This window comes from Ramlibacter sp. (genome assembly GCF_013697775.1).
GTDB lineage: Bacteria > Pseudomonadota > Gammaproteobacteria > Burkholderiales > Burkholderiaceae_C > Ramlibacter.
In genome coordinates, this window is sequence record NZ_JACCWG010000207.1 from 1 (window position 1) to 13,715 (window position 13,715).

At 69.7% G+C, this 13,715-nt stretch carries 16 protein-coding genes and 1 pseudogene; 9 read left to right on the forward strand and 8 right to left on the reverse strand.

Annotated features, from left to right (window positions below; genetic code table 11):
* Positions 1–76: 76 nt before the first annotated feature.
* Both mnmH and H0U68_RS10275 read right to left on the reverse strand, forming a co-directional pair.
* Positions 77–1,135 (reverse strand): tRNA 2-selenouridine(34) synthase MnmH, encoded by a 1,059-nt coding sequence (gene mnmH / locus H0U68_RS10270; RefSeq protein ID WP_296355219.1) that lies wholly within the window; start codon positions 1,133–1,135, stop codon positions 77–79.
* Positions 1,132–1,707 (reverse strand): arylesterase, encoded by a 576-nt coding sequence (locus H0U68_RS10275; RefSeq protein WP_296355221.1) that lies wholly within the window; start codon positions 1,705–1,707, stop codon positions 1,132–1,134. The genes mnmH and H0U68_RS10275 overlap by 4 nt, the downstream gene beginning before the upstream one ends.
* Positions 1,708–1,765: 58 nt before the next feature.
* On the opposite strand from H0U68_RS10275, the gene H0U68_RS10280 reads away from it, so the two are divergent.
* Positions 1,766–2,440, forward strand: a complete 675-nt coding sequence (locus H0U68_RS10280) for an ABC transporter ATP-binding protein (RefSeq protein ID WP_296355223.1) — start codon at positions 1,766–1,768, stop codon at positions 2,438–2,440.
* 9 nt (positions 2,441–2,449) lie between these two features.
* Here the strand turns inward: H0U68_RS10280 and H0U68_RS10285 are convergent, their stop codons facing one another.
* Together H0U68_RS10285 and H0U68_RS10290 are read right to left on the reverse strand one after the other, a co-directional pair.
* Positions 2,450–4,249: a protein kinase gene (locus tag H0U68_RS10285; protein WP_296355225.1), complete on the reverse strand. Its 1,800-nt coding sequence runs from the start codon at positions 4,247–4,249 to the stop codon at positions 2,450–2,452.
* 10 nt (positions 4,250–4,259) lie between these two features.
* Complete coding sequence (locus H0U68_RS10290) at positions 4,260–5,135, reverse strand: DUF3365 domain-containing protein (protein WP_296355226.1); 876 nt, start codon at positions 5,133–5,135, stop codon at positions 4,260–4,262.
* Between the two features lie 67 nt (positions 5,136–5,202).
* On the opposite strand from H0U68_RS10290, the gene rlmB reads away from it, so the two are divergent.
* The 3 genes from rlmB to H0U68_RS10305 are packed head-to-tail and all read left to right on the forward strand — an operon-like array spanning position 5,203 to position 7,012.
* The gene (rlmB, locus tag H0U68_RS10295; protein WP_296355228.1) at positions 5,203–5,940 is read left to right on the forward strand and encodes a 23S rRNA (guanosine(2251)-2'-O)-methyltransferase RlmB; all 738 of its coding nucleotides are present in this window, start codon (positions 5,203–5,205) and stop codon (positions 5,938–5,940) included.
* Positions 5,937–6,677: an NAD-dependent protein deacylase gene (locus H0U68_RS10300; RefSeq protein WP_296355230.1), complete on the forward strand. Its 741-nt coding sequence runs from the start codon at positions 5,937–5,939 to the stop codon at positions 6,675–6,677. The genes rlmB and H0U68_RS10300 overlap by 4 nt, the downstream gene beginning before the upstream one ends.
* Positions 6,674–7,012: a hypothetical protein gene (locus tag H0U68_RS10305; RefSeq protein ID WP_296355232.1), complete on the forward strand. Its 339-nt coding sequence runs from the start codon at positions 6,674–6,676 to the stop codon at positions 7,010–7,012. The genes H0U68_RS10300 and H0U68_RS10305 overlap by 4 nt, the downstream gene beginning before the upstream one ends.
* A gap of 8 nt (positions 7,013–7,020) precedes the next feature.
* Here H0U68_RS10305 and H0U68_RS10310 read toward each other — a convergent pair whose 3' ends face one another.
* Genes H0U68_RS10310 through H0U68_RS10325 form a run of 4 tightly spaced genes read right to left on the reverse strand, consistent with a single transcriptional unit; the run spans position 7,021 to position 10,003 of the window.
* Positions 7,021–7,593 (reverse strand): chromate transporter, encoded by a 573-nt coding sequence (locus tag H0U68_RS10310; protein ID WP_296355233.1) that lies wholly within the window; start codon positions 7,591–7,593, stop codon positions 7,021–7,023.
* A complete protein-coding gene (locus tag H0U68_RS10315; RefSeq protein WP_296355235.1) occupies positions 7,590–8,195 on the reverse strand; it encodes a chromate transporter in 606 nt (201 codons plus the stop codon). The genes H0U68_RS10310 and H0U68_RS10315 overlap by 4 nt, the downstream gene beginning before the upstream one ends.
* Positions 8,196–8,231: 36 nt before the next feature.
* Positions 8,232–9,185: a bifunctional helix-turn-helix transcriptional regulator/GNAT family N-acetyltransferase gene (locus H0U68_RS10320; protein WP_296355237.1), complete on the reverse strand. Its 954-nt coding sequence runs from the start codon at positions 9,183–9,185 to the stop codon at positions 8,232–8,234.
* A gap of 53 nt (positions 9,186–9,238) precedes the next feature.
* Positions 9,239–10,003 (reverse strand): SDR family oxidoreductase, encoded by a 765-nt coding sequence (locus tag H0U68_RS10325; RefSeq protein WP_296355238.1) that lies wholly within the window; start codon positions 10,001–10,003, stop codon positions 9,239–9,241.
* Positions 10,004–10,186: 183 nt separating this feature from the next.
* Here H0U68_RS10325 and H0U68_RS10330 point away from each other — a divergent pair.
* From H0U68_RS10330 to H0U68_RS10350, 5 genes and pseudogenes are all read left to right on the forward strand, one after another.
* Positions 10,187–10,561, forward strand: a pseudogene (locus tag H0U68_RS10330) (VOC family protein); the annotation flags it as partial.
* Positions 10,556–11,080 (forward strand): VOC family protein, encoded by a 525-nt coding sequence (locus H0U68_RS10335; RefSeq protein WP_296355246.1) that lies wholly within the window; start codon positions 10,556–10,558, stop codon positions 11,078–11,080. The pseudogene H0U68_RS10330 and the gene H0U68_RS10335, both read left to right, overlap by 6 nt.
* 13 nt (positions 11,081–11,093) lie before the next feature.
* A complete protein-coding gene (locus tag H0U68_RS10340) occupies positions 11,094–11,561 on the forward strand; it encodes a metalloregulator ArsR/SmtB family transcription factor (RefSeq protein ID WP_296355240.1) in 468 nt (155 codons plus the stop codon).
* The gene (locus H0U68_RS10345; protein ID WP_365731312.1) at positions 11,558–11,905 is read left to right on the forward strand and encodes an SRPBCC domain-containing protein; all 348 of its coding nucleotides are present in this window, start codon (positions 11,558–11,560) and stop codon (positions 11,903–11,905) included. Before H0U68_RS10340 ends, H0U68_RS10345 begins: the two co-directional genes overlap by 4 nt.
* 183 nt (positions 11,906–12,088) lie before the next feature.
* Positions 12,089–13,715, forward strand: a 1,627-nt coding sequence (locus H0U68_RS10350) for an efflux RND transporter periplasmic adaptor subunit (protein ID WP_296355244.1), incomplete at its 3' end; no start/stop codon positions are given.

Consider the following 13,715-nt stretch of genomic DNA (forward strand, 5'->3'; position numbering starts at 1 on the left):
GCGAAGTCGGCGCGCAGCGCCGACCGCCACAGCATGAGCCCATACCGGGCGCCACGCGCCGCGACGCCGCGCGGTCTCAAAGCGAGGAGAGCAGCTCCCGAGCCAGAGCCCCCATGGCGGCAGCAGATCGATCCGCTGGCGCAATCACAGGCGCATCGGCGAACTGCACGAAGTTGCGGCGCGTCGAGGAGGCATACCCCGGGTCGTAATGCTTCACCAGCAACTCCCGCACAACGGATTCCACATCCCCGGCAGCAACCTGGCCCTGCCAAGCCTGCACCTGCGCCTTCCCCCGAATCTCCGTCAGCGCCGCAAGACGCCCGCAAAACAACTCCGGATCCTTGACGAAGAAATCGTAGTCTTCCAGCAGCAGTGCGACACGCTCGTCTTCCGACAATTCAAGACGCAGGCACGGACTCGCGCGCATCGCGGCCATCAGCACTTCGGGCACGGCACAATTGCCGACTTTCTTGCTCTCGCTCTCCACGAACACCGGCTGCGCTGGATCGAGCGAGCGCAGCCGCTCCCACACCAGCGTATCGAAGCGCTTCTGCGTGGGCTGCGGCTGACCAGGGATGATGCCCAGCACCGAACTGCGGTGCGACGCCAGGCCTTCCAGGTCCAGCACCTGCGCGCCCGCATCGGCCAGCGCGTGCAGCAGCCGCGTCTTGCCGGCGCCCGTGGGGCCGCAGATCACGCGGTAGGAAAAGCGCGCCGCCAGTTCAGGCAACGATGCCAGCACCGCGGCGCGGAATGCCTTGTAGCCGCCTTCGACAATGTGCACGCGAAAGCCGATCTGCCCCAGCACCAGCGAGAGCGATCCGCTGCGCTGGCCGCCGCGCCAGCAGTAGACCAGCGGCTGCCAGCTCTTTGGCTTGTCGATGACGTCGCGCTCGATGTGCCGCGCGATGTTGGCCGCCACCAGCGCGGCACCGCGCTTGCGCGCCTCGAACGGGTTGACCTGCTTGTAGATCGTGCCGACGACCTTGCGCTCCTCGTCGTTCAGCGAGGGCCAGTTGATCGCGCCGGGCAGCCGGTCTTCGGCGTGCTCGGACTCGCTGCGCGCGTCGATGACGGCGTCGAACTCGCCCAGGCGTTCGACGGCTTCGCCAGCGGAAATCGGCTTGACGCTCACTTGAGCAGCTTCTTCAGTTCGGGCCAGACGTTGTCCAGCATGATCGGATGCGCCTGCTCGGTCGGATGGATGCGGTCGGACTGGAAGAAGCGCAGCGCGTCCGGCCGGTCGGCCACGCCCTTGAGCAGGAACGGCACGAAGGCAGCCTTGCGTTCGCGTGCCACCTTCTCGAACATTTCGGCGAACCGGTTGGCGTAGTCGCTGCCGTAGTTCGGCGGCACCTGCATGCCGACCACCAGCACCTTGGCGCCGGCGTCCTGCGCGGCCTTTGCCATCTGCCGCAGATTGTCTTCGGTGCCGTTCAGCGGCAGGCCGCGCAGCGCGTCGTTGCCGCCGAGTTCGATCACCACGTGGGTGGGCTTGTGCTGGGCCAGCAGCGGCGCCAGGCGCGAGCGGCCGCCGGCGGTGGTGTCCCCGCTGATGCTGGCGTTGACAACCCGCGTGGGCATCTTCTCCTGCGCCAGGCGCTGCTGCAGCAGCGCCACCCAGCCGCTGCCGCGTCTTAAGCCATACTCGGCACTCAACGAGTCGCCCACCACCAGGATCACCGGCGCGCCAGCCGCATCGGCCATTTCCAGATAACTCCCAGCTAAGGCTGCCGCGATAAAGTCGCGCCGCTTCAAGGCCGCCATGTCAGAACCCATCATCTCCGTCGAACACGTTTTCAAATCGGTGACGGATTCGACCGGCACCCTCGACATTCTGCGCGATATCGACTTCGCCCTGGCGCCGCGGGAAACCGCGGCCATCGTCGGCGCCTCGGGTTCGGGCAAAAGCACGCTGCTGTCCATCATCGCGGGACTGGACACGCCTACCCGCGGCACGGTGAAGCTCGCGGGCCAGGACCTGTTTTCCATCGACGAGGACGAGCGCGCCGCACTGCGCGCGCGCCAGGTCGGCTTCGTGTTCCAGAGCTTTCAGCTGCTGGGCAACCTCAGCGCGCTGGAGAACGTCATGCTGCCGCTGGAGCTGGCCGGCCGGCGCGATGCGCGCGCCACCGCCGGCGAGATGCTGCGCCGCGTGGGCCTGGGCGAGCGGCTCGGCCATTACCCGAAGGTGCTGTCCGGCGGCGAGCAGCAGCGCGTGGCGCTGGCGCGTGCCTTCGTCGTGCAGCCGGCCGTGCTGCTGGCCGACGAGCCCACGGGCAGCCTGGATTTCGCCACCGGCGAAACCGTGATGCAGCTGATGTTCGACCTCAACCGCGAGCTGGGCACGACCCTGGTGCTGGTGACGCACGACCGCGCCATCGCGCAGCGCTGCGAGCGCCGCATCGCCATCGAGGCCGGCGAGGTCGTCCACGCCTGACCCGGCGGCTCAGAAGCCCTTGCGCGGCAGCGCTTCGCGTAGCGCCTTCATAAAGGCTTCGCGCTGCGGCGGCGTGTCCAGGTGCGCGGCCAGCGCCTGCGCGAGTTCCGCAAGCGTTGCGCTGCGCGCGCTTTCCTTGCGCACCAGCATGCGCGCCATCGGGCCGATGTGCCGCGCCAGCTCGGTTTCCACTTCCAGCACCTCGTCCCCGGTCAGCAGCGCGGGGCGCGCCGGGATCGTCATGCTGTAGCCGGTGGACGGGCCTTCGCGCCGCGTGGTGCTGGCGCGCTGGGCCGGATGGGCGGCATAGAGCTCGTGCACGCGGCCGTGCCTATCCTCGTGCGGGCCGAGGTAGGAGAAGGTGTCGGCCGCGTCGTCGGTGATGCGCGACACCACGTCGTAATACGCGCGCGACACCAGCACCTGGTTGGGCTGGGCGAAGTCCATCACGCGCTGCGCGACGTTGATTCCGTCGCCCATCACCTGCAGCCGGCCGGCAGTGTCGGGAATCAGGCGCACCGGGCCCATGTGCAGGCCCACGCGCACGCCCAGCGCGCGGCCGTGGCGCCCGGTCAGCAGGTCGCGCACCAGCAGCCCGGACTTCAGCGCCTCCTCGGGGTCGCCCATGAAGCACACCGCCAGGCCATCGGGCGTGCTCGCGGTGGCGCGCTGGTCGTCGGGGATGGCGCGCAGCGCGCTGGCCACCAGCTCGGCGAACATGCGCCTCAGGTCCTTGAGCTCGTCCGGCGCGCGCCCGCCGGGCGCGACCAGGTCCAGTGCCAGCACCGTTCCCAGCAGGTTGCGCCGGGTCGGAGTGCTGGATGTGCCGGAAGGACCGGTGACCGATTGCCCCGACGCGGCCCCGCCGCCGCGTCCCCCGACGGGGACGCTCATTCCGGTGTCGACGGCGGCGCAGGACCGGATGGCTTCGCGGAATTCGGCCACCGATTGCGGCCGCGCGGCTTCGTCCGACCGCATCGCCCATTCGATGGCGCGCAGCAGGTCGGCGCCGTGGACCGCGGCGTTCCCCAGCGCCGCGGCGCCCGGCATGCTGTCGGTCTTCACGCGCGCGGCGGATTCCAGCGGCTTGCGGCCGGTGGCCATCCAGTACAGCACCGCGCCGATGGAGTACAGGTCGGTCCACGGCCCCTCGTGTCCCTGCGAGTGGTACTGCTCGAAGGGCGCGAAACCCGGGCTCACGATGTTGGTGAAGTCCTGGTTGGTCGAGACGCGGCGGGCCGAGCCGAAGTCCAGCAGCACTGGCGTGCCGTCGGCGCGCACGTAGATGTTGTCGGGCTTGATGTCGCGGTGCAGGAAACCTGCCTGGTGCACCTGCTCCAGGCCATCGAGCAGCGGGTTCAGGATCGACAGCAGCGCGCGCTGCGACAGCGGCGCGTTGTGCGGCACCCAGCGCTTGAGCGGCTCCCCGGTTTCGTACTCCATCACGATGTAGGCGGTGCCGTTATCACGGAAGTAGCGCAGCACGCGCACGATGCTGCGGTGGCGAAAGGTGGCCAGCGCGCGGGCCTCGTCCAGGAAGCGCTCCAGCCCCCACTGGTAGCGCTCGGCTGCGTCACCGTCGCCGCCGTCGGCGCCGCCGCCGCGCACCCGCACCGCATGGTCTGCGCCGCGCGCGGCCAGGTCGCCGGGGTAGTACTCCTTCAGCGCCACCTGAAGGTTCAGGTTGCGGTCGTGCGCCAGGTAGGTCAGGCCGAAGCCGCCGCCGCCCAGCGTGCGCTCGATCTCGTATTCCTTGATGCGGCAGCCGGCGGGCAGGGCGGAAGCATCCGCGCCGGCGTGGGGGTCCATGGGAGGCGTTTTAATGGTCGCCGATCATCTGCATGGCCTTTTCCAGGCTGCGGCGCATGCGGTTGAACGAGCTGCCCAGCACGGCCATCTCGTCGCGGCCCTTCTCCTTGAATTCGGGCACGCCGAAGTTGCCGGTGCTGATGCGATCAGCCGCTTCCGACATGCGCCGGATCGGCCGCACGATCAGCCAGCTGAGCATGACGTTGAGCACCACGAACACCGCCACGAACACGGCGGCCAGCGAGGCCATGAAGGTGGTGAAGGCGCGGTCGGCGTTGCGCAGCGGCACTTCCATCGGCACCGTGACCACCTGCGCGCCGACGATCTCGTTGTGCTTCCAGCCGAAGCCGTTGGCCTCGCCGTAGATCTTCAGCATGGAAGGCGGCGCGCTGGCGGCGGTGCTGTGGCACTGCAGGCAGGCGGGGTTGCCCACCTGAATGGGATGGGCGATGAACAGGCTGCGGCCGGTGGAGGAGAGCCGCTCCGAAACGATTTCCTTGGTGTCGGCATTGCCGCGAAACTGGTTGACCAGGTCGGCCTCCCAATCGAGCGTGCGGTTGCGCGGGTTGGTCGGGTTGAGCGTGGCTTCCTTGTAGCTGTATTCCTTGTACTTCTTGCGCAGGTGGCCGATGGCCTCGGTGGCTGCGAACGCCGGCACCGTCTGCGGCAGGAACACCTCGTCCATCTGCTTGATCAGGTGCGGGCGCACCTGTTCCACCGTGTAGGTGCGCACCGCGCTCGCGGCTTCCATCATCAGGCGCGCGTCGCGCACCACTTCCTCGCGCGCGTTCTCCATCAGCAATTGGCGAGAGACCAGGCCGGCGGCGATGAAACCCGCCAGGAACACAACGATCAAGACCAGGTTGAACTTCAGCCGCAGACCCATTCGAACTCCAAGAATGTCAGTCGATTGTATACATGAGCAGACCCAAAGCCCACGGGATAATCCGGGCATGGCTTCACACAAAGTGCTGTTTGGATTTCACGCTGTCGGCGTCCGGCTCAAGACCGCGCCCCAGTCCATCGTGGAGATTTACGTGGACGCCGCCCGGCGCGACGCCCGCATGCGGCAGTTCCTGCAGCGCACGGCCGAGGCCGGCGTGCGCGTGCTCGAATCCGACGGGCCGCGGCTGGCGCGGCTGGCCGGCGGCATCGGCCACCAGGGCGTGGTCGCGCGCGTGCAGATGCTGCCGCAGGCGCATTCGCTGGACGACCTGCTGGACGGCATCGAGGGGCCGCCGCTGCTGCTGGTGCTGGACGGCGTGACCGACCCGCACAACCTGGGCGCCTGCCTGCGGGTGGCCGACGGCGCCGGCGCGCACGCGGTGATCGCGCCCAAGGACCATGCGGTGGGCGTCAATGCCACGGTGGCCAAGGTGGCCAGCGGCGCGGCCGAGACGGTGCCTTACTTCATGGTCACCAACCTCGCGCGCACGCTGGGCGAGCTCAAGGAGCGCAACATCTGGTGCACCGGCCTGGCCGACGATGCCGACCGCACGGTCTACCAGGCCGACCTGCGCGCGCCCACGGCGCTGGTGATGGGTGCCGAGGGCTCCGGCCTGCGGCAGCTCACGCGCAAGACCTGCGACGCGCTGGTGTCCATCCCGATGCGCGGCGCGGTGGAAAGCCTGAACGTGTCGGTCGCCAGCGGCATCTGCCTGTACGAGGCGCTGCGCCAGAGAACGCCGTGACGGACGGGGCGGGCGACGTCGGCAAGGTCCGCGGCTGGGTGCGCGCGGCGCGCCGAATCGTGGTGCTGAGCGGCGCCGGCATGAGCGCGGAGTCCGGCGTGCCGACCTTCCGCGATGCGCAGACCGGCCTGTGGGCGAAGTTCCGCCCCGAGGATCTGGCCACCGAGGACGCGTTCCGCGCCGATCCGAAAATGGTGTGGGACTGGTACGCGATGCGCCGCGCCATGGTCGCGAAGGTGGAGCCGAACGCGGGGCACCGCGCCATCGCCGCCTTCCAGCAGCGCCATCCGGGGCGGCTCACCGTGGCCACGCAGAACGTGGACGGCCTGCACCAGCACGCCGGCTCGCCGGGCGTGCTGGCGCTGCACGGCAACATCGCCGAGGACACATGGCTGGAGGCGCCGCGCGCCTGCTGCACCGACGCCAACCTGCTGCCGGGCACGCCGCCGCGCTGCGCCGTGTGCGGCAACCTGCGCCGGCCGGCCGTCGTGTGGTTCGGCGAGACGCTGCCGCCCGAGGTACTGCAGGCCGCGCAGGACGCCGCGCTGGCAAGCCAGCTGATGCTGGTGGTCGGCACCTCCGGCGTGGTCTATCCGGCCGCCGGCCTGGCGCGCGCCACGCCCGGGCGGGTGGTCGTCATCAACCCGCAGGCCAGCGACCTCGACGCGGTCGCCGATGCGGTGCTGCGCGGCGGCGCCGCCGTCCTGCTGCCCCAATTGCTGGAGGAACACCCATGAAACTGAGAACACTTTTTCCCGCGCTGGCCGCTTTGGCGCTGCTGGCATCCTGCACCCAGGAGCAGCAGAACAAGCTGGGCCGCGACGTCCAGAACTGGACCGGCACGAATGGCGTGCTGGAGGTTTATGCCGGCGACAAGGTGGTGCGGCGCTTCCTGAAAGTGGACAAGCTCAGCACCGCGCTCGGCACCGACGACAACGCGCCGCGCAGCTACCGCTACGGCTGGGGCGTGCTGGACGAGAACCTGAACTTCCAGGCCGACCCCGGCGAGAAGCGGGTGTATTTCGAGATCGGCGGCTTCGGGACTTACGTGTTCTTCGAGAACCCGCGCTGACGCGCCGATCAGACCCAACCCCAGGCGCCGAGCAGCGCACCCGCACCGAGCAGCCACAGCAGGTGCACCCGCGTGCGCCAGACGATGAGCGCGGTGGCGATGGCAATGGCCCAGACCGGCCAGTGCTGCAAGCCGTAGCCGCTGCCGGTGGCCAAGATCCAGCCGGTGGCGACCAAGAGGCCGATGACAATGGGCGCCAGGCCCTGCTTGAAGGCGCGCACCGCCCGCAGCTCGCGGTTGGCATGGCCCCAGCGCGCCGCCAGGTAGGTGAGGGTGGTGCTGGGCAGCATGATCCCTATCATGGTCACCGCCATGCCGAGCAGCGCGGTGCCGATGCCGCCGGCGTTCAGGCCGACGTTCCATCCCAGTAGCGCGATGAACAGCACGTTCGGCCCCGGCGCGGCCTGGGCGATGGCGATCGAGGCGCTGAACTGCGGATCGGTCAGCCAGTGCTTCTCGTCCACCAGGTAGCGGTGCATGTCCGGCGCGGTGGTGATGGCACCGCCCACGGCCAGCAGCGACAGCGCGAGAAAGTGCGCGAACAGCGACAGCCAGTCGGCCCAGCCCAGTGCGATGCTCATCGCGTGCCTCCCAGGTTGCGCCAGGCGACCACGCAGGCCAGCCCACCCAGGCCGAACAGCACCCAGGCCAGCGGCAGCCGCAGCAGGCCGATGCCGATGAAAGTCAGCACGCCCAGGACCACGCACAGCGCCATGCCAAGCGGATTGCGCTTGAGTGCGCCGAACAGCTTCAGGCCGGTGGCGGTGACCAGGCCCGCCGCCACCGCCGCCATGCCGCGCAGCGCGCCAGCCACGTGCGGGTCGTTCGCGAAGCGCGCGTGCACCAGCGCCAGCAGCAGCACCACCAGCAGCGGCAGCACCAGCATGCCGGCCAGCGCAACGAGCGCGCCGGCCAGGCCGAAGTAGCGCCCGCCGATCATCAGCGCCAGGTTCACCACGTTGGGGCCGGGCATGATCTGCGCGACCGCCCAGTCCTCCACGAACTCCTCGCGCGTCATCCAGCGCTTGCGCTCCACCAGTTCGTGCTGCACCACCGCCAGGACGCCGCCGAAGCCCTGCAGGGCCAGCAGCGTGAAGGAAATGAAGAGATCGGTGAGGGAGCGGGGCTGGGGGCGCGGCTCGGCGGGCACTGCCGCCGTGGCCGCATCGGGCGCGGACTTCATCGCGCCATTATCGAAGCGGCGGCTGTCTGCCCGCTGTCAGAGCTTCAGCACCCACTCCTCGACAACCACGTCCTGGCCGTAGGAGTGTTTCGGTTCGCTGGTCTTCTGCACGAAGCCGCGGCCGGCGTAGATGGCGCGCGCGGCCGGCCGGTTGCTCTGCGTCCACAGCCGCATCGTGCGGTAGCCCTGGGCGCGTGCGAAGGCGATGCATTCGTCCACCAGCCGGCCGCCCAGGCCCAGGCCGCGCGCCTCGGGTGTGAGGATCAGCAGGCGCAGCTGGGCCACCGTGGCCGAGCGGCGCACCACGAACACCGAGCCCGCGCGCTGGCCATCGACTTCGGCGATCCAGCACCTGTCCGCGGCCGGGTCGAATTTCTTGATGAACTGCGCGGTGATGTCGGCCACCAGCGCTTCGAATTCGAGGGTGAAGCCACATTCGCGCGCGTAGACCTCGCCGTGCTGCTGCACCACCCAGCCGATGTCGCCGGGCCGCGGGTCGCGCAGCAGCACCTGGCGCGCGGCGGGGGCGCTGGCGCCGCCGGTAGTGGGGTCGAGCAGAGCCTGTACCGTCTGCAGCGCCTCCACCAGCCGGGGCCGGGCTTCGGGCGGCACGGTGGCCAGCAGGGCGGCCGTTTCGTCGCGCGAGCGCTGCTGCATCGGCGCGAACGCGGCATGGCCTTGCCTGGTCATGCGCAGCAGGCTTTGCCGCGCGTCGCGTGCAGAGGTGGTGCGCGTGATCCAGCCTTGCGATTCGAAGCGGCGCAGCATGCGGCTGAGATAGCCCGCATCCAGCCCGAACTCGCGCACCAGGTCGGCGGCGGCAAGCTGCTCGCGGTGCGCCAGTTCGTACAGCACGCGGATCTCGCTCAGGCTGAAGTCGCTTCCAAGGTAGCGGTCCAACACGCCGATGCGCTGGGTGTAGAAGCGGTTGAAGGCGCGAACGGCCTTGACCTGGGCGGCGGGAACCTGCGCTGCAACGGCTGTGTTCATCTGTCCAGTGTCCGGCAATCATTTGCCGGGGTCAATGGATCAGCTTGAGCACCTCATCCCCTGTTGATCGACACTCCGCCGTCCACCAGCATGGCGGTGCCCGTCATGAACGACGACGCGCTGCCGGCGAGGAACAGCGCCGCCTCGGCGATCTCCTCGGGCTGCGCGACACGTTTGAGCGCATGCATCGCAGCGACCCCAGCCCAGGCTTCAGGCGTGGGGTTCATCTCGCGCGCCAGGGGCGTGTCGGTGCCTCCGGGCAGCAGCGCGTTCACGCGCAGGCCCTGTGCGCCGAATTCGGCGGCCAGTGCCTGGGTGAACCCGATCAGCCCCGACTTGCTGGCCGCGTACGCCGCCGCGCCGGGAATGCCCGCCGTGTAGCCGACGAAGGTGGAAGTGAAGATCAGCGAGCCGCCGCCGCGCGCCAGCATGGCCGGAATCTGGTGCTTGGCACCCAGGAACGCCGCCGTGAGGTTGGTGTCCACCGCTTCCTGCCAGCCGGCCAGCGTCACGTCCAGCGTCGGGCCGAGCTGGCCCATCGAGCCCGCGTTGTTGAACGCGATGTCGAGCCCGCCGAAGTGTTCCTGCGCGTGGTCGACCAGCGCGCGGGCGAAGGCCTCCTCGCGCACGTCGCCGCCGACGGCGATGGCCTTGCCGCCCTGCGCGCGGATCTCGTCCACCAGCGTATCGAGCCCCGACCGGCGCCGCGCGCCCACCACAACCGACGCGCCGCGCCGCGCGAACAGCAGCGCGCTGGCGCGCCCGATGCCCGAGCTGGCGCCGGTGACGATGGCAACCTTGCCTGCGAGTTCATTCATGTATTTCTCCTTGTGTTGAACCAGCGGCGCAGTCTGCGTTCGCGGCGCGCAATGCACTCGCCGATTCCGGACCGGCGATCGGGCTGCGGTTCCCAAGCGTTTGACACGGCGCTGAAGTCCGCTAAACTAAACCAATCAGTTAAGTTTCTCAGCCATGGCGGCACATGCCAAAGGAGTCCATCCATGCAATTGGCCAGCAAGATCGTTCCCTGCCTCTGGTTCGACAGCCAGGGCGAGGAGGCCGCGCGGTTCTACGCCGGCATCTTTCCGGATTCGCGCATCACGCACGTCGGCCGCTATTCCGAAGCGGGGCAGAACGTCCACGGCCGGCCGCCGGGCAGCGTGATGGCGGTGGCCTTCGAGCTGGCCGGCCAGGCCTTCACCGCGCTGAACGGCGGGCCGGTGTTCCAGTTCAACGAAGCGGTGTCGCTGCAGATCATGTGCGGCTCGCAGCAGGAGGTGGACCACTACCGCAAGGCGCTGCTGGCCGGCGACGGCGCGAAGGAGCAGCAGGGCGGCTGGCTGAAGGATCGCTACGGCGTGTCGTGGCAGGTGCTCCACCGCGGCGGCGGCGGCGCCGGCGCCACGGCGCCCAAGATCGTGCCCTGCCTCTGGTTCGACGGCCAGGGCGAGGAGGCGGCGAAGCTCTACACCGGCATCTTCCCGCAGTCGCGCATCACGCACGTGAGCCGCTACACCGAAGCCGGGCAGGAGTTCCACCGCCAGCCGCCCGGCAGCGTGATGACGGTGTCGTTCGAGCTGGCCGGCCAGGCCTTCCTGGCGCTGAACGGCGGGCCGATGTTCAAGTTCAACGAGGCGGTGTCGCTGCAGGTGATGTGCGACGCGCAGGACGAGGTGGACCATTACTGGAACGCGCTCACGCCCGGAGGCGACCCGCAGGCGCAGCGATGCGGCTGGCTAAAGGACCGCTTCGGCCTCTCGTGGCAGGTGACGCCGAACGCGCTGGCGCCGCTGCTGGAGGGCGAACCGGCCAGTGCCGGGCGCGCATTCGGCGCCATGATGACGATGAAGAAGCTCGACATCGCGGCGCTGCAGCGCGCCTTCGACGGGAAGTGAAGGAGCCGCGGCGATGCGCGACGACCCGGCGGTGCTGGACCGCGTGTTCTCGGCGCTGTCGGACGCCACACGGCGCGGCGTGATCGAGCGCCTGACGCACGGGCCCTCCAGCGTCAGCGAACTGGCCGCGCCCTGCGGCATGTCGCTGCCCGGCTTCATGAAGCACCTGCGCGTGCTGGAGCAGGCCGGCCTGGTGGTGCGCGCCAAGGAGGGCCGCACGGTGCGGTGCGAACTGGCGCCGCAGGCGCTGGAGGATGCGGCGATGTGGCTGGCCCATTACGAGACATTCTGGAATGCCCGGCTCGACGCGCTCGGGCGCTATCTGTACCACCAGGAGGAGATCGATCCATGTCCGCCGGACCCCCGAACGCCGAAAATCCCGAAAGCCCCCTTGAGGACAAGCCGCGCCTTCGCCTCGCCCGCCGCTACCCCGTCGCCTGCGAAAAGGTCTGGCGCGCCTGGACGGACCCGCAAGCCCTGAGCAGCTGGTTCGGCCCCGGCGACACGCAGCGCGTGGACAGCGCCGAACTCGACGTGCGCGAAGGCGGCGCCTACCGCATCCGCTTCTTCACCGAGGACGGGCAGGAGCACGACGTCGCGGGCGTTTACCAGGAGGTGGTGCCGCACCGCAGGCTGTCCTTCACCTGGGCGTGGAAAAGCACGCCGGAGCGCGTGTCGCTGGTCACCGTCGTCCTGCGGCCGGTGGACGGAGGCACCGAACTCGACTTCCTGCACGAGCGCCTGTTCGACCAGCACGCCCGCGACGACCATGCGCGCGGCTGGGCCGGCGCTCTCGCCAAGCTGCAGGCGCTGCTGGCCGGCTGAGTTCCTGACATCCGCTGGCAGCCGCCGCATTCCCACGCCGCGCGCGGGTCTTCACAGGTCGTTAACATGCGCGGCTGCGCTCGCGCACGCGGGCGGCAATCACAATTCCAAGGAATACGCATGAATTGGCTCGGGACGCCCGCGGGGCGCTTGTCGGGGGGAGTTTTCGTTTCTGCCGTTCTTGTGGCGGTGCTGTCCGCCTGCGGCGAGAGCCGCGGCGAGGGTGGGCCTCCCGGCATGGGCGGGCCGCCGCCGCAGGTGAACGTGGTCACCGTGCAGCCGCAGACGCTGCCCGTGAGCTTCGAGTACACCGGGCAGACGCAGGGCTCGCGCGAGGTGGAAGTGCGCGCGCGCGTGACCGGCATCCTGCTCAAGCGCAATTACAACGAGGGTCTGCCGGTCAAGGCCGGCCAGTCGCTGTTCACCATCGACCCGGCGCCGTTCCGCACCGCGCTGTCCAAGGCCGAAGCCGACCAGGCCGCGGCGATGGCGCGCCAGGCCAATGCGCGCCGCCTTCTCGATCGCATGAAGCCGCTGGCCGAAAGCGGCGTGGTGAGCCGGCGCGACTACGACGACGCGCTGTCGGCGCAGGACGTGGCGGCCGCCGACGTGAAGTCCGCGGCCGCCAAGGTTACCGAGGCGAAACTGAACCTGAGTTACACGCAGGTGACGGCGCCGGTGTCCGGCCTGGCCGGCGGCGCTCCGAAGTCCGAAGGCAGCCTGGTGTCCGGGCCCGACGTGCTGCTGGCCACCATCGTGCAGACCAACCCGATCCGCGCGGTGTTCGGCATCCCCGACGCCGAGCAGGGCCGCATGCAGGCCGACATCCGCGAGCGCAAGCTGGTGCTGCCGCCCGGCGGCTTCACCGTGCAGGTGTTCGCTGGCGACGGCACGCCGCTTGCCTCTGGCGGCCGCGTGCAGTTCAGCGAGCCGCTGGTCAATGCGGCCACGGGCACGGTGCGCTCGCAGGCCGAGCTGCCCAACCCCGACCAGCGCATCAAACCCGGCCAGTTCGTGCGCGTGCGCCTGTCCGGCGCGCATCGGCCCGACGTGGTGCAGGTGCCGCAGCGCGCCGTGCTGGAAGGCCCGCAGGGCAAGTTCGTCTACGTGGTGGCCCCCAGCGACAAGCCGGAGATGAAGGGCGCGCTGGTCGCCACCTCGCGCCCGGTACAGGCCGGCGAGTGGACCGACATGCCCGGCGGCAAGGGCTGGGTGATCCGCGACGGCCTGCGCGCCGGCGACCGCGTGATCTCGATGAACGGCCAGCCCGTCGCCTCGACCGGGCAGTTCCAGCAGATCACGCGCGACAACGGGAGCAACCCGCTCGCGATCCAGCTGCAACGCGACGGCGCCCCGGTCGATGTGACCCTGACGCCGCGCACGAACCCGCCGCCGGGCCAGGGGGCCATCGGCGTGGCGATCCAGCAGCCGACGCGGCCGATGCAGTACGGCCCGTTCGAGTCGATGTGGCAGGGGACCGTGCGGGCCGCGAGCATCGTCGCGTTCACCCTCTGGGCGCCGATCCTCTACTTCCAGGGCGCCATGCCCGGCGAGATGCTCCGCCCGATCGGCCTGCCCGGCATGGCACAAGTCACGGCGCAGGCGGTCGATGCCTCGCTCCAGTCGGGCTACTGGTTCCCGATCCTAGTCATGACCGGCACGTTCAGCGCGGGCCTAGCGGTCGCCAACATGCTGCCGATCCCCGCCCTCGACGGGGGGCGGATCTTCTTCATCCTGATCGAGGCGATCCGAGGCCGGCGCGTCAGCCCCGAGCGCGAGAGCCTGGTCCACTTCGTGGGCATCGTGGTGC

Coding starts and splice junctions, on each gene's coding strand:
- H0U68_RS10275 (WP_296355221.1), bottom strand. CDS start 1,707: ATGGCCGATGCGGCTGGCGCGCCGGTGATCCTGGTGGTGGGCGACTCG.
- H0U68_RS10280 (WP_296355223.1), top strand. CDS start 1,766: ATGTCAGAACCCATCATCTCCGTCGAACACGTTTTCAAATCGGTGACG.
- H0U68_RS10285 (WP_296355225.1), bottom strand. CDS start 4,249: ATGGACCCCCACGCCGGCGCGGATGCTTCCGCCCTGCCCGCCGGCTGC.
- H0U68_RS10290 (WP_296355226.1), bottom strand. CDS start 5,135: ATGGGTCTGCGGCTGAAGTTCAACCTGGTCTTGATCGTTGTGTTCCTG.
- rlmB (WP_296355228.1), top strand. CDS start 5,203: ATGGCTTCACACAAAGTGCTGTTTGGATTTCACGCTGTCGGCGTCCGG.
- H0U68_RS10305 (WP_296355232.1), top strand. CDS start 6,674: ATGAAACTGAGAACACTTTTTCCCGCGCTGGCCGCTTTGGCGCTGCTG.
- H0U68_RS10310 (WP_296355233.1), bottom strand. CDS start 7,593: ATGAGCATCGCACTGGGCTGGGCCGACTGGCTGTCGCTGTTCGCGCAC.
- H0U68_RS10315 (WP_296355235.1), bottom strand. CDS start 8,195: ATGAAGTCCGCGCCCGATGCGGCCACGGCGGCAGTGCCCGCCGAGCCG.
- H0U68_RS10320 (WP_296355237.1), bottom strand. CDS start 9,185: ATGAACACAGCCGTTGCAGCGCAGGTTCCCGCCGCCCAGGTCAAGGCC.
- H0U68_RS10325 (WP_296355238.1), bottom strand. CDS start 10,003: ATGAATGAACTCGCAGGCAAGGTTGCCATCGTCACCGGCGCCAGCTCG.
- H0U68_RS10340 (WP_296355240.1), top strand. CDS start 11,094: ATGCGCGACGACCCGGCGGTGCTGGACCGCGTGTTCTCGGCGCTGTCG.